This window comes from Parabacteroides sp. merdae-related_45_40, assembly GCF_001915675.1.
In genome coordinates this window covers 79,681-106,287 of sequence record NZ_MNQY01000117.1, presented here as the reverse complement: position 1 = coordinate 106,287, position 26,607 = coordinate 79,681, and the positions used below count along the sequence as shown (strand labels likewise).

The window sequence follows — 26,607 nt, the reverse complement described above, 5'->3', positions numbered from 1 at the left end:
ACAAGGTAAGATATGGAATATATATTGATATTTATCGCCGCTGTATTCGTCAACAACGTTGTATTGTCCCAATTCTTGGGTATATGTCCGTTCCTCGGCGTATCCAAGAAAGTGGATACAGCAATAGGCATGGGAGCAGCCGTTGCATTTGTGCTTACCATTGCGACACTCGTGACTTTCCTCGTACAAAAATATGTGCTGGATGTATTCGGCCTGGGCTTTATGCAGACCATCAGCTTCATCCTGATTATCGCAGCTCTGGTCCAAATGGTGGAAATCATCCTGAAGAAAGTTTCTCCTGCCCTCTATCAGGCATTAGGAGTGTTTCTTCCGCTGATCACGACAAACTGTTGTGTGTTGGGTGTCGCCATCCAGGTCATCCAGAAACAGTATAATTTATTAGAATCTGTAGTATATGCATTCTCTATTGCTATTGGATTTGCATTAGCTTTGATTATCTTTGCAGGTGTCAGAGAACAATTAGCAATGACAAATGTCCCCGATGGCATGAAAGGAACCCCGATCGCCCTAATCACAGCTGGCCTGCTGGCTATGGCGTTTATGGGATTCTCGGGGATCGTTTAAAGATTTATGATTTATGATTTATAATAACAAGTAATACTGCTTGATAATAACAGGTAATACCGCTTGCCGCTATAAATCATAAATCATAAATCCTTTCATAAATCATAAATCATAAATTTTCTCTCCTCATGAAACAGAAGATTTTAGTAGCAGGTGGAACTGGTTACATCGGATCACACACCACAGTAGAACTGCAGAACGCAGGTTATGAAGTTGTCATCATCGATGACCTGTCTAACTCCAATATAGAAGTATTGGACGGTATCGAACGCATCACAGGCATCCGTCCTGAATTCATCAAACTGGACTTGAAAGATAAGGAAGGAACCCGCGAAGCACTGAAAGCTCATCCGGGAATCAAAGGGATCATCCTGTTTGCCGCCAGCAAAGCAGTAGGCGAATCCGTACAGCAGCCGTTGAAATACTACCGCAACAACGTAGTGACACTGGTGAACCTGTTGGAACTGATGCCGGAATTCAATATCGAAGGCATTGTATTCTCTTCTTCCTGCACCGTTTACGGGCAGCCTGACCCTGAGAATCTGCCTGTAACCGAGAACGCTCCGATCAAACCGGCTACTTCTCCATACGGAAATACAAAACAGATCAACGAAGAGATCATCCGCGACACGATCCATGCCGGCGCTCCTTTCAAGAGCATCATCCTGCGTTACTTCAACCCGATCGGAGCACATCCGACAGCAGAGATCGGCGAATTGCCTAACGGCGTTCCTCAGAACCTGATCCCGTATCTGACACAGACTGCTATGGGTATCCGCAAAGAGCTGAGTGTATTCGGTGACGACTATGACACGCCTGACGGTTCCTGCATCCGCGACTATATCAATGTTGTCGACTTGGCTAAGGCTCACGTGATCGCCATGGACCGCATGTTGGGTGGCAAGTCTCTGGATAATGTGGAAATCTTCAACCTCGGAACCGGCAACGGCGTTTCCGTATTGGAACTGATCAACACATTCGAAGCTGCAACAGGCGTTAAAGTCCCGCACAAAATCGTAGGACGCCGCGAAGGTGACATCGAAAAGGTTTGGGCCAATCCCGAACGTGCCAATAAAGTTTTAGGCTGGAAAGCGACAGAAACACTGGCCGACACATTGGCTTCGGCCTGGAAATGGCAGGAAAGACTGCGCGAACGCGGTATCATGTAATCGGAATATTTCTCGTTACCATACAAAAAAGGGGGGCCAAAGTTTATTATTAAACCCATCGGCTCCCCTTTTTCATTAAGAAGCCTTGGAAAGGTGTATACAGTATAAAGACAAGCTTATCATCAGACAGCACACTGTATATCAATATATTGAAAATAACCATCCCTACAAAAGGACAATTTGACCGCAATATTTCCCCTACACTTTTTCAAACAAGCCTCATTTTCTTACACGACAACCGCAATACTCCTTGTAAATAGCGAACGGTAAATAACGAACGGTAAATAACGAGCTACCTGACGAAGAAAAACCCAAATCCGGACAAAAACACATTCTCCTCCACACACCTCCACCCCATTTGAACAGCCTGACTCTTAGCATGCACTGCCTCCATACGGAAAAGAAAGGCAAAGGTTTAGAAAAATCATCTAAACTATTATTTATCAAACACATACAATATTTTCATAAATCTATTGCTTCCAAAAAGTGTAGGGGAAATATTGCGGTCAAATTGTCCTTTTCTATATTTGGGGGCCTAAAAAACGTTCCAAGCCCTCCAAAAAGCTATAGGTTTTCCGTTTACAAGCCATAGCTTTCCAAGAAAAAAGCTATAACCTTTTTGGAAACAGGCTATAGCTTTTTTATCATGAGACATCTCCCCCAAAAACAGACTGAAAGATTACTTTGCCAGTATATTCAGGACAGCTTCCCGCCAATCCTCTCCGTTTTCCGGCTGATAGGTGTGGAAACCGAGCCCTTGTCCAACCTCTATATTCGATTTGGCATCGTCGACAAACAGCGTTTCAGCGGGAATAAGCGGGGCATTTTCTATCATCCGGTCGAAGATGGCGGCATCCGGCTTCGTCACCCCAACTTCATAGGAAGTATACATTTTGTCGAAATAAGCGGATATAGGACGACCGGCGGGGGTGAACGCCTCGCTCCTCGCCCACGACTGGACAATCGGATTCGTATTGCTCAACAAATAAACCTTATATTTCTTTCGCAGCTCTAACAGGAAATCCAACTTGTATTGCGGGACATCGGCAATAAAACCCATCCAGGCATATTTGATTTCATCATAAGAAAGTTGCTTGCCGGTATGCTCGCATAACTTGCGGCAGAAAGTATCAACATCGATCTTTCCATTCTCCAGTTCAAGGAAAAAGCCTTTCTGCTCATAAGGATCGAGCAACTGTTTTGCATCCTTCACTCCTATTTCCTCAAATCGGCTTACAGCCTGGTGATGGTCCAGGTCGATCAAGACGCCTCCCAGATCAAATACTATGTTTCTGATTCTTTTCATATTCTTTGCGTAATACTCACAAACTTACATAAAAGTGTCCGAACAACCAAATAAAAAAAGTGAAGGCCGTATGCAGGCGGGATCACCCTCCGCATACTCAGCCTTCACTGTAAATCGGCATCACACAAGCATCAAGCAGGCTTGTGAATGTGAAATCATTTTATTCGAGCTTATGGATAACCAGACCGGAACGCAGTTTCGGTTCGAACCAGGTTGTCTTGGGAGGCATGATATTACCGGTATCGGCAATATCCATCAATTGCTTCATGGTGACAGGATAAAGCGCCAACGCGACCTTCATCTCGCCACTGTCCACACGACGCTGCAATTCTCCCAGCCCACGGATACCGCCTACGAAATCGATGCGTTTATCCGAACGAAGATCTTTTATGCCCAGAATCTCATCTAAAATCAGGTTGGAAGAGATCGTCACATCCAGGACACCGATCGGATCGTTATCGTTGTATGTACCTTGCTTGGCTGTCAACGAATACCATTTTCCTGCCAAATAGAGGGAGAAATTATGCAAAGCTGCCGGTTTATAAATATCCGCGCCCTTTTCTTCCACGACGAAGTTCTTTTCCAATTTAGCCAGAAATTCCTCTTCCGACAAGCCGTTCAAGTCTTTCACCACACGGTTATAGTCGATAATCGTCAACTGGTTTGCCGGGAAACAGACAGCCATAAAATAGTTATACTCCTCGTCCCCTTTATGAGCCGCGTTCTGTCTAGCTTTCTCCGCACCGACCAGGGCGGCGGCGGCGGAACGGTGATGGCCGTCGGCAATATACAGGGAAGGCATTTCGCCGAACAGTTCCGTGATGCGGGCAATATCAGCCGGCTCGTCAATGATCCAGAACGTATGGCCGAAACCGTCGTCTTTCGCGACGAAGTCATATTCCGGATTGCGGGATGTATATTTGGCGACAATCTGGTCCAGTTCGGCATTGTCGGGATAAGCAAAGAACACCGGTTCGATATTGGCATTATTCACCCGGACATGCTTCATGCGGTCCTCCTCCTTGTCACGCCGTGTCAACTCATGCTTCTTGATAACGCCATTCATATAATCGGGCACATACGCACCGACAACCAAGCCGTATTGTGTCTTGCCGTTCATGGTCTGGGCATACACATAGTAACATTCCTCCTTATCCTGCACCAACCAGCCCTTTTCCTGGAACATCCGGAAATTGGCGGCAGCTTTCAGATAAACGACAGGATCGTGTTCATCCGTCCCGACCGGAAAGTCGATCTCCGGTTTGATGATATGATATAATGATTTTTCATTTCCCTTCGCTTCTTCGCGTGCCTCTTCCGAGTTCAACACATCGTAAGGACGGGAAGCCACTTGTTCGATCAAATCTTTAGGAGGACGGATTCCTTTGAAAGGTTTAATTCGTGCCATGATAATTTAGATAAATCTATTTATTTACTCTGAATTTTTCACATCCTTCTTTCAGGAAGCCTTCGATCTGCTTGGCAGCGGCAATACCGGCATTGATATTGGCTTCGGCAGTCTGTGCACCCATCTTTTTAGGAGTGGAGAAATAGCGGCCGGCAAACTTGGCGGCAAACTCTTCGTTGGCTACGGGCATGATGTCGGTTACATATTTCAAGTCTGCGCGTTCTTCCATCAACTTGATCAGTTCGGCTTCGTTGATCACTTCCTTACGGGCTGTATTGACCAACAGGCCCCCTTTCGGCATCTTGCCGACCAGAGCGTAATTGATGGAGTTCTTTGTTTCGGCAGTTGCGGGAATATGCAAAGAAACGATATCGCAGGTAGCATAGAGTTCTTCCGGTGAAGCGACCGGTTTCACACCATCCGCTTCAATGGCCGAAGCCGGACAGAAAGCATCGAATGCATAGATTTCCATTCCGAAACCTTTTGCGATACGGGCCACATTGCGACCTACGTTGCCGTATGCGTGGATTCCCAATTTCTTTCCTTTCAATTCTGTTCCCGATGTTCCGTTATAGAAGTTGCGGACAGCCATTACCATCATTCCGAAAGCCAATTCGGCAACGGCATTGGAGTTCTGCCCCGGTGTATTCATCACACAAACATTATGAGCTGTCGCAGCAGCCAGGTCGACGTTATCGTAACCGGCTCCGGCACGAACCACTATCTTCAACTGCTTGGCGGCATCCAGCACTTCGGCATCGATCACGTCACTGCGGATAATGATTGCATCCACATCCTTGACTGCCTCCAGCAGTTTGGCCTTTTCACCGTATTTTTCCAACAGGATCAGTTCATCGCCTGCCCCTTCCACTACTTCGCGGATACCTTTCACAGCTATCGCTGCGAAAGGTTTATCTGTTGCTACTAATATCTTTGCCATAATCAATGCTGTTTTTCAAAATCCTTCATACATGCAACCAAAGCTTCAACGCTGCTCTTAGGCATTGCGTTGTACAGTGAGGCACGGAAACCACCGACAGAGCGGTGTCCCTTGATACCGACCATACCGGCAGCCGCAGCAAATTTGCTGAATTCGTCTTCCAGTTCCTTATACTCGTCATTCATCACGAAACATACATTCATGATAGAACGGTCTTCGGCTGCAACAGTCCCTCTGAACAACTTGTTACGATCGATTTCATCATACAGGATAGCGGCATTTTCCATGTCCTTCTTTTCCATAGCGGCAACACCGCCCTGTTCCTTATACCATTTCAATGTCTGCAACGCAGCATAGATCGGCAGCACGGGAGGAGTGTTAAACATGGAATCCTTGTCCACATGAGTCTTATAGTTCAACATTGTCGGGATCGGGCGTTCCACATGTCCCAAAGCATCCACACGAACAATAGCCAACGTCACACCGGCAGGAGCCAGATTCTTCTGTGCCCCGGCATAGATAATGTCATATTTGGATACATCGATCGGACGGGAGAAAATATCGGACGACATATCGGCGACCAAACGTTGTTTCACATCCGGATCTTTGCGAGTTTCCGTTCCGTAAATCGTATTATTGGTTGTAATATGGAAATAATCCGCATCGTCGGCAATCGTATAATCTTTCGGAATATATGTATAGTTTTTATCTTTAGAAGATGCCACAACCTCGACTTCCCCGAAGAGCTTAGCTTCCTTGATGGCTTTGGACGACCATGTACCGGTATCTAAATAAGAAGCTTTCTTATTCAACAGGTTGTAAGGAACCATACAGAACTGCATGCTTGCACCTCCACCCAGGAAAACAACCTCATAGCCAGCAGGAACATCCAGCAATTCTTTGATCAGCGCACGCGCCTCATCGTTCACGGCAACGAATTCTTTACTTCTGTGGGAGATTTCAAGAAGAGATAAACCCATACCCGCAAAATTCTCTACTGCAGCGGCCGTATTTTTAATTGTATACTCGCTCAAGATAGAGGGACCTGCATAAAAATTGTGCTTCTTCATACCAATGTTTTTTTAATGTTAAATATAATTTAAGTAACTAATTTCCCAAAAACAGGCGGCTAATGTACAAAATAAATTGACAATTGACAATCGATGATTGATAATTATTAGCAAAACGACATGATAATTATCTTTATCAATTACACTTATTCCCCAATTGCCAATTGTCTATTATCAATTGTCAATTCTGATATCTATCCCCCCACAAACGCCTCATCTGTTCAATTAGTTTGTGTTCGGACGGATTTTCCTGTCCTTTCCACAGCCGTTCGTTTAAAATCTCCTTTGGAAGGAACTCTTGCTTGACAAAATGATTTTCATAATCGTGCGCATATTTGTAATCTTTTCCGTAATTCAGCTCCGCCATCAATTTTGTCGGTGCATTTCGCAAATGAAGGGGAACAGGCAAGTTTCCTGTACGGTTCACCAACTCTAACGCATCATTAATCGCCATATAAGCCGAATTGCTTTTAGGACTGCATGCCAGATAAACGGTCGTTTCCGCCAAAATGATCCGTCCTTCAGGCCAGCCGATTTTCTTCAAGGCATCAAAACACGCATTTGCCAACAACAGAGCATTCGGATTCGCTAATCCGATATCTTCCGATGCTGAAATAACCAGACGGCGGGCTATAAATTCCGGATCTTCGCCACCGGCAACCATACGAGCCAGCCAATAGACAGCGGCATCCGGATCACTTCCGCGAATGGATTTGATAAAAGCGGATATGATGTCATAATGCATCTCCCCTCCTTTATCGTACGCCGCCGGATTTTCCTGCAAGCGCTCCACCACCTTTTCATCTGTTATTTCAATCTTTTCATTTCCTTCTTCCGCAGCAACGACAAGCTCCAGGATATTCAGCAGTTTCCGTGCATCGCCACCGGAATAACGCAACATGGCGTCCGTCTCGGCCAACACGATATTCATATCCTTCAATATGATATCTTCGGTAACCGCCTTATTCAACAAGGTCAACAGATCAGATTTCTCCAATGATTTCAAAACATATACCTGGCAGCGGGAAAGCAACGGACGGATGACCTCGAACGAGGGATTCTCTGTCGTGGCTCCGATCAAGGTTACCACACCTGTCTCTACAGCATTGAGCAGGGAATCCTGCTGCGACTTGCTAAAGCGATGTATTTCGTCAATAAACAGGATCGGTGAAACGGTATTGAAAAAGCGATTGCCTTTTGCCTTTTCTATCACTTCCCGCACATCTTTCACTCCTGAACTGATTGCGCTCAACGTGTAGAACGGAGCTTCCAGCTTATTCGAAATAATCTGCGCCAGCGTAGTCTTTCCTACTCCCGGAGGTCCCCACAATATAAAAGAGGGGACACGACCCGCATCAATCATCTTTCTAAGGACAGCCCCCGGACCAACCAGGTGTTTCTGCCCGATATAATCGTCCAACGTTTTCGGACGTAATCTCTCTGCTAACGGTTGACTCATCATGCCAACAAAAGTCGCATATTTTATTTACTTTTCAAAGTATAAATACAGTAAAAATTCAAGGCTATTTTAATGTTTGACAACAGAAAATATGATAAAAAGTAAGCATACATAGCAATAAACAGCCATAAAAACCATAATAAGATAACATTTTGTCATATTTATAACTCTTGGGCACTGAATAAAATCATGAAAGATCAGGGCAGTGTGTATCAGAGAATGCACTGCCCCCGTATCTATTACCTTATTTTATTTCAATGTGATATTTTCCAGATCACGTATAACAGTCATATCCATAATATCACTGTAGATTTCCGTTGTCCGTACACTTTTATGCCCCAGCAACTTCTGGACTGTCGTGATATTCGCTCCATTATATAATAATAAGGTAGCGTTGGTATGGCGTGCCATGTGGAAAGACAACCTTTTATCTATTTCCGCCAGCCGGCAAATCCTTTTCAACTGTTTATTTACATTCGAGTTTGCCGAAACAGAAACTCCAAACAACGTTCTTGAATAACGCTTGCAATAGCGTTCATAAACAGCAAGAGCTTTTCCGTCGAATAGCAGAAACAAAGGAAGCCGGACGTTCACATCCGTCTTGACCGATGAATAGACCAGCCATAACTTATCATCGATCAGATGAAAATTATCCGGTCGTATATTGACAATATCGGAAAAGCGCAGCCCGGTATAGCAGCTGAAAAGGAACATATCGAGCGTCCGTCTGAGCGTTCGTTGCAATTTAGGAGCGATATTCTCCAACCTTCCCAATTCCTCAGGTGTCAGATGACCACGCTTGCTCTCCATATATTTAATCTTATACTTACGAAAAGGATATTTCTGCAATTCAAACAAATCCTTATTAATCGCCAGGTTGACATATCTTTTCAGATGCTTCATATGCTTGGCAATCGTATTCCGGTGGTACTTTTGCTCAAGAAGAAAATGTTCAAAACCACAAAGGAAATTAAAGGTAAGATCATCAAAAGAGACTTGTGGCTGATACTGGCACAAAACCTGCAAAGTGGATAAATGGTTCTTCAATGTGGAAAGTCTTAAGTTACTATGATTGATCTCATTTTTCATAAAAGAGACAAAAGAGGAAGAGACGGATTCAAAATCTCCCCTTTCCCTCAAATACTTCAAAGAAAACGGACGTCCGCTTTGGACCATATCTAATTCGATCCGTTCCAAATAAGTAATATAATCCTCAATGTACTGATTGAGTTCATCCATATTGGGATGGTTCCTCACAGCTTTTCTCTTGCTATCCCATTGTGTGGGCTTAACATAGATTTTCGTTGAGAAATACTTCTTTTGCCTATTCAGGTAAGCCTCTACCTGAATCAAAGCCTTTCCTTCTGCATTCAACCGCTTTTTCCGATTGAACACCAGATTGTAAATAACTTTTTCCATGATATACATTATTTTCTGAATGAGAACACGAAGGAACAATAATAAGTTCTTTGTTTCGTATGAGACAAACTAAAAGTTTGTTATATTTCATGTTTCAATAGAAGAACAACTATCAGCAAAGCTATCCTGCAAAAGCCCGGACAGAGACAAAAAAAGAGGCGTGTTTTTTGAACACGCCTCTTCATTCCTTTTCCGGATATAAACCTTATTTCTTTTATAAAGCAGGTTGTGGAGCCGCCGGATTATTATCTGCATCAGAAATACCTGTATTGGTCTCCATTTCACATTGCGGAATACGGTAGATCATTATCTGGGATTCCGGCTCCAAATTAAACTGTACGGAAGCATGATAATTCGTATTTTTACGTATAACCGGCTTCTTTAAGCGTAAAAGGTCGAACAACGAATGACCTTCGCCCCAAAGTTCCATACGACGCTGCAGCCAGACTTCATCTTGAAATTGCTGTGGCGAAGTAGCTTTACTAACAAAAGAAGGGTCGCGATAGGCTTGCACGAAGTTTTCCAATGTAGATTTACCTGCCGCCAGATTTCCACTCATTGCTTCAGCTTCCGCTTTAATCAAATACATTTCTTCCACACGCATCAACGGCCAATCCGAAGCATTAGTCGTGTTCCCAAACACACTCTGATAAGCACCGAACTTAGTATTTACATATGGTTCAAGACCGAAATACTCAACAATAGAAGATCCTTCTATCGTTTCGTTGTCTATCAACGAAGATGTGCTATCCGGAGACAAAAACCATTGTTTACGAATATCAGTATCCGGAATCTGGTCATATAAATCCGTATTCACTTTTCTGTATCCGTCAGGAACACCTGAAGTATATCCATTCCCCGTAAAAGAACACAAATGAGAAGGCCAGTTTATAATACCGGTTTGTACAACATCATTATCCGGAGTGATCATGACACCCCATAACCAAGAATTTGCAGTAGCAGAATTAAATGTCGGAGTAGATACTTCTGCCAATGATTGCGGTGTTCCGCCGGCAATAGCTCTTTCTGCATCTTTTGCTGCATCAGCCCATTTCTGCATCAACAGATTGGCACGGGCACGCAAGCCATATACGACCGCTTCATCCAATTGGTCTTTATTCGCTCCATTATCAAAACCGGCCAACAATTCTGCTGCCTGATTCAAATCGCTCATAATCTGATCATATACCTGCTGGACAGTAGCACGCGGATTGTTCTGCATTTCTTCGTCAGACATCTTTTCCGTTACAATGGGAACAGCCAAAGCATTTTCATGACCTGCATAAGTAAACTGATAAATCTGAACCAGATTCAAATAGTCGTATGCACGAGCTGCCAAAGCCTGACCACGATAGATTTTCAAAGAAGCATCTTCTGTAGCAGGATCAATCAAGCTCAATACACTATTTGCGGCCTTCAGATGATTATAAAAAGTTTTCCAAATCAGTTCATCTGTAGAACTGTCATAAACACGGTCTGAATAATTCTGAGAAGTATTGAACCAGTTATATCCTGTAACCAGTGCTACAAGATCCTGTCCTCCAGACTCCAACGCCATAGAGACAGCCGGGACTCCATAATCATTATGATAGGTTGTCGCATCATCGGAAATCGTTCCGTAAGCATTCAATTTAGCAGCCATGGCATTTACTTCGGCCGTGACCAAATTAGGTCTGTCCTTGATCGTTTCTTCTTTCTGATTGTCAGAAACATATTGACCTTCAGGATATTTATCCAAATCGCAAGATGCCAGCAACAGGGCGGCTGTTGCGAACATCATATATTTGTTTGTTAATTTCATATTCAAAAACAATTTAACGGATTAGAAATTCAATGATATACCCCCCGAAATTGTACGGATCGGCGAATAAACATTATCAGAAGCGACATAACCTTGACGCGGATCCAGCCCTTTGCGGGCAGTCAACAATGCGACGTTATCTGCAACAAAGTACAAACGCACGCCTTCAATCTGTAATTTACGAGTCAGGTTTTTCGGCAGAGTATAGCCAAATGTTATATTTTGAAGGCTCAGATAATCAGAGCTTGTCAAAAAGCGATCGGACAACCGGTTTGTATATTTATCATTTACATTCATACGGGGAACATCCGTATTCTTGTTCTCGGAAGTCCATACATTCAGCATGTCTTTATGCAAAGCACTACCCGTAGCAGCCGGGCTCATCATTTCCTGATATGTGTAGTCTAAAATACGGCCACCTAGCTGATAGGCAAATGAGAGCGACAAGTCAAAACCGTATGCCGTAAAACTTGTACCGAATCCTCCATATACTTTAGGAAGGATATCTCCTGTCGCAAAACGGTTTTCTGTAGCAGTGGAATAAGAAGTCGTAACCGTGTTGCCCTCAGCATCCGGCTTCAACAAAGCCCACTGGCTTTCTCCCGTTTCAGGATTTACACCGGCATACTTCGGTAAATAAAGCTGAAACATTGATTCATCTTCGCGATAGATACGACCTGCATCAATCATCTGGCCATTCAGCTCAGGCGCCAGCTCCAACACTTTGTTTTTGAAATGAGTCAAATTCAAATTTACGCTCCATGAGAAATCTTTTGTTTCGATAATATTCGAATTCAAATCGATTTCAACACCACGGTTCACCATAGAACCGACATTTTCCGGAAAACGGGAATATCCCATCGAAGCCGCAACCGGTTTGAAATAAAGCATATCCGTAGTCTTACGAGAGAAGTACTCTGCAGAACCACTCAGTTTGCCTCCCCAGAACGTAAAGTCAAAACCGGTATTAAAACTGTGAGAAGTTTCCCATGTGATATCTTTATTTCCTTTATAATATAGAGAAGTTGAGAAATCTCCATTACTGTTTGCCAAAGTAAACTGATCCTGATACGGATAGTAGTTGCGATACAAACCACCTTGATACATCAAATTGTCATTTCCCTGCAAACCGTAACTGATTTTAAACTTCAACATATTAATCCAACTTTGATTTTCCAGGAAAGCTTCTTTATTCAATAACCAACCTGCACCGACAGACCAAAAGTTACCCCAACGATTATCCGGATGGAAGCAAGAAGAAGCATCACGACGATAAGAAGCCGAACCGAAATATTTCCCATCATAATCATACTGAACGCGGAACAACCAACCTTCAGTCGCATAATCTTTTGAATAAGATGAGTTATACTGATTTGAAATACCATTATCCAATTCCGGGACATTCGGGTTATACAGTTTTTCACGCTGGCCATACAAATATTGGTATTTATAGTTATAATTTTCATGACCGGCTAAAACATCCAGATTGTGTACATCATCAAACGTTTTATTGTATGTCAATAAATACTGCTGATTAACACTGAATGTACGTTGGGTTGAAACAGAAATCAAACCACCGACACCTGTCGTTTCCGAATATTGTCCATAAAACGGATTCACCATATCGGTATTCCGAACGTTATTGGCATCCACTCCAATATTCACCTTGGCCTTGATGCCACCCCAGATATCAACATCTGCAAACCATTTGCCGCTAACTACGTCTCCGGAATATTTCATCTTGTCCAACATATAGCTGGCCAACGGGTTAGCATTAGGGATAGTATTACGAGATCCATTCGTATCTTGTCCTTTCTTCCCATAATCATAACGTTGGAAGCCACGGTTATCAGTCATTATATTTCCCTGTGCATCACGGATATACATCGGATATATCGCCCCCATAATATTAGAGGCATAGAATATGTTCGCATTTGAAGTTCCGCTTTCTGTATCCTGCTCACGGCTATCATAGTGAGTAAATGAAACATTAGCACCCAACTTCAACCACGGTTTCACTTGATAATCCGCCTTCAAACGAGCTGAATAACGTTGAAAACCTGAATTAGGGACGATACCCTGATCATCCAGATAACCAGCAGACATATAATAGTTCATTTTGTCAGAAGCACCGCTAACGCTTAAATTATATTCCTGGCGAACATTATTTTCGAAAATTTCATCCGACCAATTATCCGGAATATAATAATAGGTTCCATCGGAATAACCAAGCGTAGCTTTCGGATTCAGTTTTCCATCCATACCGATCAACAGTTCTCCTGTCGGAACAGAATAGACTTGATATCCTAAATAAGTTCCGGAAAGCAAAGCTTGATTAGCATATGCATTGGCACCGGCCAGATCACCAGCTGCGGCATAACCTTTCAAGTCTGCATTATAAATAGAAGAATAATTCAATTCATAAAATTTAGCAGGGTCATTAATTGTTTCATAATTAGGTACTCCTCGTTTATTCACACCCCATTTTGCATCAAGACTGACACGAGCTTCGCCACTTTTACCTTTTTTAGTCGTAATCAAAATTACACCATTAGCACCACGGGCACCATACAATGCATTAGAAGCAGCATCTTTCAATACAGTCATAGATTCGATATCAGAAGTGCTGATCGCCGAAATCTCACCGTCATAGGGGACACCGTCAACTACATATAAAGGTTTATTGCTGGCAGAAATAGATCCGATACCCCGAATCCGGACCTCTGCATCTTTACCCGGCTGTCCACTATTGCTCGTTGTCTGTACACCAGCAACCTGCCCACTCAAGGCATTCGTAACGTTCGAAGTTTGACGAGAGGTGATTTTCTCGCTTTTAATTGTTGCAGCAGATCCTGTAAAAGCACTTTTCTTGGCAGTACCATAAGCGACAATCATCACTTCATCAAGCATTTGATTATCCCCCTCCAACACCACATTTACTTTCGGCTTAACCCCAATTTCCTGGGCTTTCATACCCACAAAAGAAACTACCAGAGTCTTTGCAGAACTCAGTTGATGGTTATATTATTGATTATCAAAGTATTATTTGATTTATCTTTTTAAATCATCATTCTCCTATAAAAGATAACATTCTAAATATATAGCAAACTGATTTATTTGATTAACAATGTGTTAAAATGTTTAGTGAAAGTAGCAACCACATCCTTAACAGTTCTAAACTGTGCTGTAGTTCTACCTGTTTCCTCCTGATTTCTTGATGTAGATTAAACTATCTTGCAGGATTCTGATACACATTTTTAAGCCAATATTCAAAAGCCGGATCTTGGATTTCTATCGTATTGCCAGGCAATATATCGATCAAATCTTTTTCAAGTGTCGCTTTTTTCAAGTTTTTGATATTTGCTGAAGTTCCCAATTGATAGTGCTTCAAAATGTCTTTAGATGAGAAATTAACCACTCCATCGGCGACAGCTATCAAAAAGCTAATTTGACGGGAAGTCAAAGAATCTATTATATTGGTAAACAACAGGCTCAATTGACCGATCAAACTGTTGAACGCCTCATTGACAATAGCTTCCGAACACTCTTTTGATGTACGCAACCAAGTTTGCTGACTTAATTGCTGAGTATAATACGGATGGTTTTTCATTTTATCGGCAATCATACCAGATAATTCATCCGATATTTGCTTTCCGGTATCAGCAAACCGTTGGGAAATAAATGCAACCCAGTCTTTTCGTTCTATTTTTTGTAAGAATAAGATATCGCCAAATTTGTAAAAAGGCATACTGTAGTCATTGAAAATACTCAGTAACATATGACGTTTACTCCCATACAGGCAATAGCAAACAGATGTATGTGTCTGCCAATGAGCACGAAGTTTACGTTGAAAAGCAAGCGAATCTTCATATTCGTTGATATTTTGGAATTCATCAATGCAGACAATGATCTTTTTACCTTTATCTTTAGCGATCTGTTGTGGCAAATCTAATATCTCATCATAAGACAACCGGTTATCTTTAAAACCGATACCAAAAGATAATTCATAGCTCTGACTGCCTTCGGAAAGAGAAACAGTAGGTGCCATTCGGCTCAAATATTTTTTTACTCCTGCTACAAATTCCTCCCAAGCAGAGGTAGATACCCGCATTAAAGCATTAGCATAGGCCGTATAAAATTGTTCTTCCGTTCTACAATTAAAAATATCGACTTGACAGACCAGTGTATTCTTGTTCTCTTCTGACAAAAGTTTGGCACATTTATTTACCAAAGATGTTTTACCCCAGCGACGTGGAGATATAATAACGGTATTAATGAGATTCTTGAAGTTTTGTGCAAATGGAGCCTCCATAGTACAATTTTTTATATCTAAACAAATGTAGCAACAATAGTTGGAAGGTGCAAATATGAAACTGGTTAATTTGAAATCGATTGATTTCAAATTAACCAGTTTCACGCACATTGACTAATAATAATGTAGGATATGGAGATCTTATATATAATAGTCACAAAAGAAAATAGGCTGTTATATAAGAATAACAGCCTATTTCTCATTTGAATATTATCCTGTTAGAAGTATCCTTCATTTTGTTTGATATTGGGATTTACATCTATTTCAGACTGTGGTATTGCCAAAATCGTGCGATAATCCTGATAACTCGGAGATATAAGATCGGTGTTGTTCAAGAAATGATATCCACCCTTACGAGTTACCGTAATCCCTAAACGCATGATGTCATAAAAACGATGACCTTCCATCACCAATTCTTTGCGTCTTTCTTTCAAGACCAATGCTTCGGTAGCAGTCACATCTGAAGCGGAAGGAATAGCACGTTTGATGATCGCATTCAAGTATTTATTTGCACTAGCCTGATCAGCAGAAGATTTTTTCAATGCAGCTTCAGCAGCAATCAAATAAATATCTGACAGACGGATTACACGAATATTGTTTACGGCCGTTTTACCATTGATCCCCGGATATTTGTTCATGTAAGTACGTCCTTCGACTGATGCTGCAGTTAGCAAATTACGACGGATGTCATCCGGGTTCTCGTTGATAAGATCTTCAAATTCTTTCGTGTTGGAAACAGCAGCATATCCTTTAGGATCGACTACATATCCAAACATTTCACGATCACCGGCATCCAAATCCGAAATTTCCAGATCGAATACAGATTCCGAAGAGTATCTTCCAGACCATGCTGCAACATAGTCTTCTGTTTTCAGCAAAGAATACGGAGAATTCTTGATTACATCTTCTGCATAAGAAAAAGCTTTATCCCAATCTCTTTTATATAGATTGACACGTGCCAGTAAACCTTTTACGGCCCAACTGTTGAAACGTCCGTCTTTTACTTCCGTCCCGATACATTTCAACGCTTCCTCCAAGTCGTTGATGACCATATCATACCCTTCTGCAACAGTTGAGCGACTGGGAAGATCATCTGCGCTCAAAACATTTTTTACCAATACTACACCCGGAGTAGCTCCATTTTCTACAAAATAAGGCTTTCCGTATGTAATCAGAAGGTTGAAGTGACATAAAGCACGAAGAGCTAAGGCTTCTCCTTTTGCATTATTAAGTTCATCTCCTGCAGGAAGGTCTCCTGTTTCAATTGCATTCAGCAATACATTCGCACGGTTGATAACGGCATACGGATAGCTCCATAAATTTTCCGGCGAGTTATTCTGACGGTGTATGAAACGATAATAAGTGTCGGTTCTTAACCCCCCGGAAGAGATTGTCTGTACGTCTTCACCCCCCACTTCGGCGCGTGATACAAAATCACAACCATAATAGTTGGCACTCTTTAAACTGTAGTATGTTCCGTTAAGTGCTGTTTCCACATCTTGTAAAGTCGTGATAGCATCTGTGCTGACCAATGAATCTGAAGGGAAAGTTTCCAGATATCCATCACAAGATGTAAATGTCACTGAAGCTATTGCTACAGCAGCAAATATAGATTTTATATTTAGTCTATTCATCATTGTTATTATTTATAGTAAAACGAATTCCGGATTACAATCCGATTTCAATACCAAATGTTACTGATTTCAAGTTCGGTAATGCCCAAGTGGCCACACCATTGACCGGCTGTTCCGGATCAATATTCTTATAGGCAGCCCATGTCAGCAGGTTGTTACCGGAAGCGAAGATTCTGACATTTCTCATTCCAGCAGCCTGCATCCATTTTGACGGCAAATTATAAGATAATGTTACAGTCTTCAGGCGGAGATGGTTTGAACTCTTCATATGACGGGAACTTCCGTAACGAGCATATTGATAGCTATTGATACGTCTCGGAACATCTGTAATGTCACCCGGTTTTTGCCATCTGTCCAACTGCTGGATACCAATGGATTGATATGCAGTTTCACCATCTGTATCTGTGTACAGCAGCGCAGGATCATCCATGATATGTCCACCTAAAGAGAATGAAAATAAGGCGCTTAAATCCAAGCCCTTCCAAGAAAGGTTATTTCTCCATCCTCCGGTTACTTTAGGATCCGGTTTTCCGATAATAACACGTTGAGCCTGTGACGGATCTTTAGTCAATCCACGATTGATGGTTCCATCTTCGTTTTCAGTGTTCAATACCCACTGTTCTTCACCCGTTTGAGGATCAACGCCAGCCCATTCACGGCTCCACCAAGAATAATAAGATTCACCTTCTCTCAAGATGGAAGTTCCGCTAATGATGTCTTTTCCTCCATACAGTTTGCTGATCTTGTTTTTGTTATGAGATAGAACTATACCTGTAGACCATTTTACTGCTGTTTCATTGAATACGTCATAGTTCATATCCAATTCAATACCACGGTTATTCATGGCTCCTACGTTTTTCAATGTATTATTGAAACCAGTAGTCATTGAGACCGGAACATCTTGCAACAAGTCTTTTGTTTCACGATTATAGAAATCGAATGCTACACTTAAACGGCCGAACAGTCTGGCATCGAAACCGATATTGAAGTTCTCATTCTTTTCCCATCCCAGATCCGGATTAGGAATAGTCGTAGGAGCAGATCCCGGTTGATCCTGATAGTTAAAGCCATAACCGAACAAACTCAAATGTGAATAGAACTTAGAGGGTAAAGTACCATTTATACCATAAGAAACTCTTAGCTTCAAGTCATCAACATAAGTCAAATTTTTCATGAAAGCTTCCTGGCTCAATCTCCAAGCAGCAGAAACAGACCAGAAGTTACCCCAACGTGTGTTTGCTCCTAATCTTGAGCTACCATCACGGCGGTAATTTGCAGAAATGTAATATTTGTCGTCATAATCGTAATTTATACGAGAAAGCAAAGATAACAGATGATCTTCGCTATATCCGGATGAGGCTGTCATCGGTTCCGACGTATTACCAAGTTCTGGTAATTTATCGTGCGGATAGTTGGCGCCGACTGCTTGGACAAATTGTTCTTTTCTGTCGTCAACATCCCATCCGAGCAAAACATCCAGATTGTGCTTGTCGGCAAATGTGTTGGTATAATTCAATACCGTTGATGAATAGATGTTGTGGTGCTGATATGGATATTTGATCATCAAACCATTGTAAGCCTCACCGTTATTCGAATTCATCGGCCAGTAAGTTGTTGACTGGTTGTCGATAAAGTCATAGCTTATTGTTTCCTTGATTGTCAGCCCTTCGATTATTTTATAAGAAGCCCATAAGGAGTTGGTACTTCTAAGCACTTCGGATGTATTTTTATCCAATCCTTGATCCCTTAATGGGTTAGGCACATTTAATTGATCCAAGGGAAAACCTTCATAAAATGAACCGTCCTCATTATAAATAGGAAGGTTAGGGATTGCATACCAGTTTTTAACGAAATAGGCATTGGCATAAGCCGTTCCTTCCGAAGCCATTTCTGATTTTTGTTTTGAGAATGAGATATTAGCTCCCATCTGCATTTTCCCATCTTTTGATTTATGGGTTACGTTTACTCTACCGGTAAATCCTTCCATACCGGTGGTATTAATCATACCGTCTTCCGTTTTGTAGTTCAATGAAGCGAAGAAATTTGTCAGTTCACTACCTCCCTGTGCTGAAAACTCATAATTCTGGTTGAACGCACTTTTCTTGAATAATGCATCTTCCCAGTTTGAATAGTGATCTCTTAAAGGAGCGAAAGTATCTGCACCTTCTTGTGCGTAAGCTCTTGCTTCTTCTTCTGACATATCTTTGTATAAAATACCTTCATTGTAATATGCTTCATAGGTAAGTTCGTGCTGCTGTTCCCCTGAAACCGTTTCCCTGTTTTTAACAGCCCAGTCGGAAAAACCCCAGTTCGCTTTAAAATTGATCTGAGTTTTGCCTTCCTTACCTCTTTTCGTTGTAATAAGAATTACACCATTTGCAGCACGTGAACCATACAAAGAAGCAGCCGCAGCATCTTTCAAAACCGTGATATTTTCAATGTCGCTCGGATTGATTGAAGACATGATATTGAAAGCTTTTGAGTCATTACTTACTCCAGATACAGCAATATCTCCGGAAATAACCGGTACACCATCGATTACATAAAGAGGTTCATTTGTGGCGTTCATAGAACCTGTTCCACGAATACGAATGCTTAAACCTGCACCAGGCTGTCCACTGCTCGAATTTACGGTCAGACCAGTTGTTGCGCCTTGCAAGGCTTGTTCAAAAGATGTAACAGGTACATCTTTTAATACTTTTTCCGCATTTACTGATGAAGCGGCTCCGGTAAAAGATGATTTCTTAGCAGTACCATACGCAACAACCATCACTTCGTCAAGCATTTGGTTATCTGCTGCCAACACAACATGTAATGTCGGTTTGATGCCGATTTCCTGAGATTTCATACCCACAAAAGAAACTACCAGAGTCTTTGCAGAACTTGATAATCCATCAATTAAATGATTATCAATATGTTATTTATTGTCTTTTAAAGACTGGTTGTGGAAGGACTATCAAATTGTTATCTTGTTAATGTCTTATATATTAGCTACATATTGTTTTTTTTAGACATTAGCGAGAATTCTTTTACAAAATAGAGTATGACTTATTTTCTACTTGTTTCGTGGAATAAATAGCCATTTATTCATGTATATAAGAAAATGTAAACTACCTGTAAATCATCATTTACGGTTCAAGCTTTGTGGAATATGAATTTTATATAGAACAATGCAAAAGATACCGACACTATCTGAAATCGCTCCTTTGACAACAGGTAAACTAAGTCGTTTCATGCCATCAACTAAGTCAAAACACCCCAAGAACTAAATGATAACATATAACAAAGTATCTGTTAGTAGTTACTACTTATTACCTATACGTAGTACTACCTATGGACGTTATGTAGTACTATGTATTTGCGATAGGTAGTACTACATACGAATAATATGATGTATGTCTTGAATTAGTTTACTATGACTTTCGGAATAGTTTATGCTATGTTACGGATCAGTTATCCTAAGAGAGCAGGCAGATTCCGGGTAATGTGTCTACAGTCTTTAATTATTTTCTACCCTTGTAGACCCGAGGCGTTTTTTCACCCTTCAGAATTGTCCAAAAACGGTACTTAGGCGAGAGGTTAAAAATAGATAATTTTAAAGGAGGCGAAATCAAGGAGATTTCATGAGAGATCAATCTAAAATATCGATTTTACATGATCTTTTGTTAATTATCATCCCCATTTTTGTAAAATCCTATTAGTTTTTTAGTTGTTATAATAAATTTATTATTACATTTGCCATCTCTTAGGAATATTTATACATTGCTTATATGTATAAAAACAGATAGTGCAAATTAGTTATTTATAAGTTAAACAAAAAAAGTGTGTCTATGAAAAGGTTAACTTTCCTTTTATTCTGCCTATTATTAGGTATTGGGATGGCCAACGCTCAGACGACGAAAGTAACAGGTACTGTTATTTCGGCGGAAGACAACGAGCCCATCATTGGTGCATCTATAGTTGTTAAAGGTACGACTATAGGTACAGTAACAGATTTTAACGGTGCATTTTCTCTGGATGTACCAAGTTCTGCAAAGACTCTGGTTATTTCCTTCGTGGGGATGAAGTCTCAGGAGGTTGGAATCAAGCCAAAAGTAAATGTAGTATTGGAGGGGGACAATCAGATGCTTGACGAAGTAATGGTTGTCGCTTACGGTACCGCTAAAAAAAGTTCTTTTACGGGATCAGCCTCTACGATCAGTAATGAAAAATTAGAACTCCGTCCTATTACGAACTTAACAAAAGGGTTAGAAGGACAGGCAACAGGATTGTTGACAACTTCAGGATCCGGACAGCCTGGCGAAGATGCTTCCATTGTAATCCGTGGTTATGGTTCAATTAATGCATCACAAGATCCTTTGTATGTTGTCGATGGTATTCCTTTCGATGGTTCTTTAAGTTCCATCAATCCGTCTGATATCGAGTCTATGACTGTATTGAAGGACGCTTCTGCTGGTGCTTTGTATGGTGCGCGTGGTGCGAACGGTGTCGTTATGATCACAACTAAACAAGGTAAAGAAGGAAAAGCTCAAGTAACATGGCGTTCAACTGTAGGATGGGCATCACGTGCTATCCAACCGTATGATATGGTCGATCAGAAAGAATTTGTGCAATTAACTTATGAAGCTCTTCGTAATGGTTACGTATTCAACTCTGGTTATTCATGGGAACAAGCACAACAGATGGCAAGAGCCGGTTTAAGTGCCAATTTAGGTGGTGAACTATACAACCCGTTTAAGAATTACACATGGGACAATTTGATCAATCCTGAAACAGGAATGGTACAAGCTGATGCTGTTTCAGCCTGGAATGAACGATGGATGGATGCAGTTCAACGAGATAATGCATTCAGGCAAGAACACCAATTATCTGTAAACGGCGGTTCTGAAAAAACAAAATATATGTTTTCTCTCGGTTATCTGAATGAAGATGGCATTCTTATCAATACAGGCTTTCAGCGTTATAATGCTCGTGTAAACGTTAATTCTAATATTACAGATTGGTTTAAGGCCCACATGAATGCCTCCTTGTCTAATTCAGTGCAGGATTACAGTGACTATGACGGATCTTCCACATCAAATGTATGGTATTCAGCACAGTTCGTTTCACCGTTATTTCCCGTCTATGTGAAGGGATTGGATGGAAAGAATGTATTGGGTGAAGATGGAAAACCTCAATTGGATTATGGAGAAAACGGACGTCCGGGAAGCTATACGGATTACAATCCAGTCGGCGGTTTGACTGACGACAAATCAAATAAAAAGAATGATGTGGCAAGCCTTCGCACTGGAGTGACTTTTGGTTCAGATAAAGATAATTTCGGTGTTTTCAAGGGAATTAAACTGAATGTGAATTTCGGTCTTGATTACCGCAACCAATCACGAATGAGCTATATGAATATGTATCATGGAAACCAGGCTACAGCAGGTGGTTTATTGACCAAATATAACACACGCATGCAAAGTTATACTTTCAACCAACTGTTGTCATGGAACCGTTCTTTCGGATTACATTCTTTTGATGTTTTGGCTGGACATGAATTTTATGCTTACAGCTACGAATATTTGAAGGCTGGAAAAACAAACCTGGTAGACGGTATCCTTGAACTGCGTCCGGGAACGACTTTGTATGCAGCCGATTCTTATACGGACAAATATCGTATCGAATCGTGGTTAGGACGTTTCAACTATAATTATGATGAAAAGTATTATTTCTCTGCATCTTTGCGTACCGATGGATCTTCTCGTTTTCATAAAGATCATCGTTGGGGAACATTCTGGTCTATCGGTGGTAACTGGCGCATTTCCAAAGAAGCGTTCATGGAAGATGTTAAATGGATTGATAATCTGTCTTTGAAATTAAGCTATGGACAACAAGGTAATGATAATATCCTGAATTCAGATAAGACAAGCAATTATTACTTATGGCAAAGCTTGTATGATTTAGATTGGCCGAATTCGAACCAAATCGGAGGTATGGTTTCTTCATTGGAAAATCAGGTAGTGTCTTGGGAAAAGAATGGAAACTTGAATGTTGGTGTCGAAGCGACCTTCCTTGGAAGCCGTCTATCCGTCAATGCCGAATATTACAATCGTAAGACTGTCGATATGTTGTTAAGTTACCCGATGGCAACTTCTACCGGATTCAATGGCTACAATGCCAATGTCGGAGACATGAGAAACTCGGGTTTCGAATTTGAAATAAGAGGTACTGCTATCAGAACGGATGATTTCGTCTGGAATATAAGTTGGATGGGATCAACTGTAAAAAATAAAGTCTTGAAGCTGACTAATACAGCACCCGAAATCATCAAGGGAGTTTACAGTATCAAAGAGGGCATGCCTATCAATACGTTCTATATGGCTAAATCAGCAGGAGTAGATCCAGCTACAGGCGCTCAACTCTATTGGGTATACGACAAGGATGAAAATGGAAACATCATCAACGAACGTATCAGCGATGACTATTCAAAAGCATCAACCAGTAAATATTATCAAGGCAACCGTATTCCGGATCTTTACGGAAGTATTGGAACAGACTTTTCTTACAAAGGCTTCGATTTGTCAGTCCTAACCTCCTATTCGATTGGCGGTAAAATATATGACAGCCTGTATACAGGTTCCATGAACGCCCAATATGCGACGAACACCTGGAATAAACATCAGCTACGCCGTTGGCAGAAACCAGGCGATATTACAGATGTGCCTCGTGTGGAAATCAACGGTGCTTATACAACGACAGATCGTTTCTTAATCAATGCATCTTATTTTGCAATCAAAAATATCACATTAGGCTATTCCTTGCCTAAAGACTGGATGAGAAAAGCAAAACTGGGAAATGTCCGTGTATTCGGTTCCATTGATAACCTGGCGTTATTTTCTCATTTGAAAGGTATGGACCCTCAATACAATTTTAAGGGTGAAACCGATTATTCGTATACACCAAACAAAACATACTCTTTTGGTGTAGAAATTAACTTCTAATGTTAAATCATTATTTTATAAGATACAAGATGAAAAAGATATTCAAATATATGATTGTCGGTCTGGTGGCTTGTACGACTCTATCGTCATGCTTGGAAAGTTCTCTTGATACCAATCCGACTGATTCAATGTCCGGAAGCGGACTATTAGCAAATGCCAATGCGGCTTTAGTTCCACTGAACGGTCTTTACCGTTCCATGTATTCAGCATGGTCTCCAACAGATAATACACACCAATGCTTCGGTATCAGTGCTTACAATCTGATGGCCGATGTGATGGGAGAAGATATGATCATGGCTGCAATGGGCAGCGGCTGGTTCTGGTATGATTGCTTATATAACGTAAAAAGCAGATATACTGCTACTACTTGGCGCTCATATGATTTATGGAATTGCTATTATACTTGGATTTCCAATGCTAATTATATACTTGATGCAGAGGAAACTATGGCAGGGACAGAAACGGAAGTCAACTATATCATGGGGCAGGCCTATGCAATACGGGCTTACTCCTATTTCATGCTAGCGCAAAGTTTTGCCCGGACCTATAAAGGACATGAGGGTGAACCTTGTTGCCCTATATATGTCGAGCCGACAGTCGCCGGTACAGAAGGAAAACCACGTTCTACAGTGCAAGAGACATATGCTCAGATTATGAATGACATCAATAAAGCTGTCGAACGGTTAAACGGTACAACCCGCAAACACATTTCACATATCGACTATGCCACAGCATTAGGCTTGCAGGCTCGTATCGCATTAGTGATGGAGGACTGGGCTACCGCTAAAAAATCATCGGAAGAAGCTATTGCAGTAAGCAAATGCACGATTGCAAAAGTTTCAGAATTTAAAGGTTTGAACAGCGTAAGCGCACCAAATGTTATGTGGGGGGCAGAAATCATATCTGACCAAAGCGGTATGTATGCAGGTTTGTTCACACACATGGATGCAGATGCCGATAAATACGGAGCAAAAGCCCGCAAACAGATCAACAAAGATTTGTATGGAAAAATGGGAACGGAAGACGAACGGTTGGTCTGGTGGAACCCGAAAGATGCCAACAATAAAGATGGTGGTTATCAGCAGGAAAAATTTAAGTTTTCCGATATCCAAACTTGGATGGGAGATTATGTTTGGATGCGTATAGAAGAAATGTACCTGATTGCTGCTGAAGCAGAATGTCGTTTAGGAAATGATGCTGGTGCACGCGAATACTTAATGGATTTGATGAGTAAGCGTGACGCGTCTTACAGCTGTGCTCAAAAGTCCGGTACATCTATGGGAAAATTGACTTCTGATTATACAGGTTCATTATTGGAAGAAATCATTATACAGCGTCGTATCGAACTTTGGGGCGAATTTGGTCGTATCTACGACATTCGTCGTTTGAAACAGGGATTCAAACGAACTGCAGAAATGGGTTGGCCGACTGACGCTTTGCTTGTTAATCGCAATGCAAATGACCCGGAAAGCTATATGTGGGTATTGACAATTCCTCAAACTGAATTTGATGGAAATTCCAGTCTGGACCAGACCAAAGACCAAAATCCGGTCGGTGATACTAAATAAATTTATTCATTGATTAAAAGATAAAAGCGATGAAATATATTTCAAAATTATCAACATTAACCACTCTTCTATCAATTATCTTGGGCTTTGCAGCCTGTGATAATGAACAAGAATGTGCTCTATATAATACAGATGCAGCAAATAGAGCTGTTTTTGTAAATGCTTCTTTAGCTAATATCACGGTTTCACCAGCTGATCCGACCTTTACAGTAGATCTAGTACGTGCAAATGCCGACAGCGAATCAAGTGGGACCATTGTATTGACTGCTACGGTCGATGAAGTCCCCTTAGCCGGTTGTACTGTTTCCGATTATACTTTTGCTGCTGGTGAAAATATGACAAAAGTCACAGTCAACGTATCTCCTTTGGAAATTGGTAAAGAATTGAATATCACACTAACATTGGATAATACAAATGAACCTGTAAGTGGCAGTAACACAGTTTCAGTTACGGTTAATAAAGACTATAACTGGGTATCTTTGGGAACAGGTACATTTGCTGACGTTTTGGCTTTTACAGAAAAGCCTTACGATGTAGAAATTCAAAAAGCGGATGGCTTTGACCGTTATCGTGTAATGAAACCATATGAACAAGGTTTGAAAAATGATGATGGCGGATGGGGAAACGCTGTAGCCTCAACTTCATGCGATTATATCGAATTTTGGATTAAGGATGGCATTATTTATTATAATAAATTCTTTATCGGAATCAATTATGACGGAAGTGCCTCAAATGCAATTTATGCCCACCACCCAAGTGATTTTGCAGGAATCAGTTTGGCAAATAATAAACAGCTAGATGACAAGACTTTCCAATTAGCTCCTTACTATTACATAGAAGCTTTGCAAGGAGGTTTTGATTACACAGGAGAAGGTGGTTCTATTCTTATTACGCTTCCATAAAAAGAAATTGCCTATTATTATGGTGGTGTATCAAAAAAGGATTACAGCTCT

16 protein-coding genes are annotated in these 26,607 nt (G+C 41.2%); 5 read left to right on the top strand and 11 right to left on the bottom strand.

From position 1 onward, the window contains the following. Positions 1-12: 12 nt before the first annotated feature. Together rsxA and galE are read left to right on the top strand one after the other, a co-directional pair. Complete coding sequence (gene rsxA, locus BHV83_RS15435; protein WP_005641298.1) at positions 13-585, top strand: electron transport complex subunit RsxA; 573 nt, start codon at positions 13-15, stop codon at positions 583-585. A 128-nt stretch (positions 586-713) separates the two neighbouring features. Beyond that, complete coding sequence (gene galE / locus BHV83_RS15430; protein WP_005648314.1) at positions 714-1,754, top strand: UDP-glucose 4-epimerase GalE; 1,041 nt, start codon at positions 714-716, stop codon at positions 1,752-1,754. A gap of 679 nt (positions 1,755-2,433) precedes the next feature. On the opposite strand, the gene BHV83_RS15425 is transcribed toward galE, so the two are convergent. From BHV83_RS15425 to BHV83_RS15375, 11 genes are all read right to left on the bottom strand, one after another. Beyond that, entirely contained in the window at positions 2,434-3,060 is a 627-nt protein-coding gene (locus tag BHV83_RS15425) for an HAD family hydrolase (protein WP_005641304.1), read from the bottom strand. 160 nt (positions 3,061-3,220) lie between these two features. After that, on the bottom strand, positions 3,221-4,468 hold the full coding sequence (locus BHV83_RS15420) for a DUF1015 domain-containing protein (RefSeq protein WP_286757720.1): 1,248 nt from the start codon (positions 4,466-4,468) through the stop codon (positions 3,221-3,223). A 16-nt stretch (positions 4,469-4,484) separates the two neighbouring features. Further along, positions 4,485-5,408 carry an NAD(P)-dependent oxidoreductase gene (locus BHV83_RS15415; protein ID WP_005641308.1) on the bottom strand — a complete coding sequence of 308 codons (924 nt, stop codon included), beginning with the start codon at positions 5,406-5,408 and terminating at the stop codon, positions 4,485-4,487. Positions 5,409-5,410: 2 nt separating this feature from the next. Beyond that, the gene (serC, locus tag BHV83_RS15410; protein WP_005648320.1) at positions 5,411-6,478 is read right to left on the bottom strand and encodes a 3-phosphoserine/phosphohydroxythreonine transaminase; all 1,068 of its coding nucleotides are present in this window, start codon (positions 6,476-6,478) and stop codon (positions 5,411-5,413) included. A 181-nt stretch (positions 6,479-6,659) separates the two neighbouring features. Continuing rightward, positions 6,660-7,940 carry a replication-associated recombination protein A gene (locus BHV83_RS15405; protein ID WP_286757719.1) on the bottom strand — a complete coding sequence of 427 codons (1,281 nt, stop codon included), beginning with the start codon at positions 7,938-7,940 and terminating at the stop codon, positions 6,660-6,662. Between the two features lie 246 nt (positions 7,941-8,186). Further along, on the bottom strand, positions 8,187-9,356 hold the full coding sequence (locus tag BHV83_RS15400; protein WP_005651174.1) for a site-specific integrase: 1,170 nt from the start codon (positions 9,354-9,356) through the stop codon (positions 8,187-8,189). Positions 9,357-9,570: 214 nt separating this feature from the next. Then, positions 9,571-11,157, bottom strand: coding sequence for a RagB/SusD family nutrient uptake outer membrane protein (locus tag BHV83_RS15395; protein WP_122115299.1), 1,587 nt, complete (start codon positions 11,155-11,157; stop codon positions 9,571-9,573). A gap of 21 nt (positions 11,158-11,178) precedes the next feature. Further along, positions 11,179-14,169, bottom strand: a complete 2,991-nt coding sequence (locus BHV83_RS15390) for a SusC/RagA family TonB-linked outer membrane protein (protein ID WP_286757730.1) — start codon at positions 14,167-14,169, stop codon at positions 11,179-11,181. A 217-nt stretch (positions 14,170-14,386) separates the two neighbouring features. Next, positions 14,387-15,469, bottom strand: coding sequence for an AAA family ATPase (locus BHV83_RS15385; protein ID WP_286757718.1), 1,083 nt, complete (start codon positions 15,467-15,469; stop codon positions 14,387-14,389). A 218-nt stretch (positions 15,470-15,687) separates the two neighbouring features. Continuing rightward, positions 15,688-17,106 carry a RagB/SusD family nutrient uptake outer membrane protein gene (locus tag BHV83_RS15380; RefSeq protein ID WP_005641325.1) on the bottom strand — a complete coding sequence of 473 codons (1,419 nt, stop codon included), beginning with the start codon at positions 17,104-17,106 and terminating at the stop codon, positions 15,688-15,690. Between the two features lie 31 nt (positions 17,107-17,137). Continuing rightward, positions 17,138-19,972, bottom strand: a complete 2,835-nt coding sequence (locus BHV83_RS15375) for a SusC/RagA family TonB-linked outer membrane protein (RefSeq protein ID WP_122204380.1) — start codon at positions 19,970-19,972, stop codon at positions 17,138-17,140. 961 nt (positions 19,973-20,933) lie between these two features. Here BHV83_RS15375 and BHV83_RS15370 point away from each other — a divergent pair. From BHV83_RS15370 to BHV83_RS15360, 3 genes are read left to right on the top strand one after another with little or no spacing between them, the layout of a single operon-like run. After that, on the top strand, positions 20,934-24,086 hold the full coding sequence (locus tag BHV83_RS15370; RefSeq protein WP_286757717.1) for a SusC/RagA family TonB-linked outer membrane protein: 3,153 nt from the start codon (positions 20,934-20,936) through the stop codon (positions 24,084-24,086). Positions 24,087-24,115: 29 nt separating this feature from the next. Next, positions 24,116-25,654 carry a RagB/SusD family nutrient uptake outer membrane protein gene (locus BHV83_RS15365; protein ID WP_005651166.1) on the top strand — a complete coding sequence of 513 codons (1,539 nt, stop codon included), beginning with the start codon at positions 24,116-24,118 and terminating at the stop codon, positions 25,652-25,654. A 29-nt stretch (positions 25,655-25,683) separates the two neighbouring features. Further along, complete coding sequence (locus tag BHV83_RS15360) at positions 25,684-26,556, top strand: hypothetical protein (protein WP_122342660.1); 873 nt, start codon at positions 25,684-25,686, stop codon at positions 26,554-26,556. The last annotated feature ends 51 nt before the right edge of the window (positions 26,557-26,607 follow it).

Excerpts from the sequence above, each read along its gene's own strand:
- galE (WP_005648314.1), top strand. The coding sequence starts at position 714 with ATGAAACAGAAGATTTTAGTAGCAGGTGGAACTGGTTACATCGGATCA.
- BHV83_RS15405 (WP_286757719.1), bottom strand. The coding sequence starts at position 7,940 with ATGATGAGTCAACCGTTAGCAGAGAGATTACGTCCGAAAACGTTGGAC.
- BHV83_RS15425 (WP_005641304.1), bottom strand. The coding sequence starts at position 3,060 with ATGAAAAGAATCAGAAACATAGTATTTGATCTGGGAGGCGTCTTGATC.
- BHV83_RS15360 (WP_122342660.1), top strand. The coding sequence starts at position 25,684 with ATGAAATATATTTCAAAATTATCAACATTAACCACTCTTCTATCAATT.
- BHV83_RS15395 (WP_122115299.1), bottom strand. The coding sequence starts at position 11,157 with ATGAAATTAACAAACAAATATATGATGTTCGCAACAGCCGCCCTGTTG.
- BHV83_RS15420 (WP_286757720.1), bottom strand. The coding sequence starts at position 4,468 with ATGGCACGAATTAAACCTTTCAAAGGAATCCGTCCTCCTAAAGATTTG.
- serC (WP_005648320.1), bottom strand. The coding sequence starts at position 6,478 with ATGAAGAAGCACAATTTTTATGCAGGTCCCTCTATCTTGAGCGAGTAT.
- BHV83_RS15400 (WP_005651174.1), bottom strand. The coding sequence starts at position 9,356 with ATGGAAAAAGTTATTTACAATCTGGTGTTCAATCGGAAAAAGCGGTTG.
- BHV83_RS15380 (WP_005641325.1), bottom strand. The coding sequence starts at position 17,106 with ATGATGAATAGACTAAATATAAAATCTATATTTGCTGCTGTAGCAATA.
- BHV83_RS15365 (WP_005651166.1), top strand. The coding sequence starts at position 24,116 with ATGAAAAAGATATTCAAATATATGATTGTCGGTCTGGTGGCTTGTACG.
- rsxA (WP_005641298.1), top strand. The coding sequence starts at position 13 with ATGGAATATATATTGATATTTATCGCCGCTGTATTCGTCAACAACGTT.
- BHV83_RS15415 (WP_005641308.1), bottom strand. The coding sequence starts at position 5,408 with ATGGCAAAGATATTAGTAGCAACAGATAAACCTTTCGCAGCGATAGCT.
- BHV83_RS15385 (WP_286757718.1), bottom strand. The coding sequence starts at position 15,469 with ATGGAGGCTCCATTTGCACAAAACTTCAAGAATCTCATTAATACCGTT.
- BHV83_RS15370 (WP_286757717.1), top strand. The coding sequence starts at position 20,934 with ATGAAAAGGTTAACTTTCCTTTTATTCTGCCTATTATTAGGTATTGGG.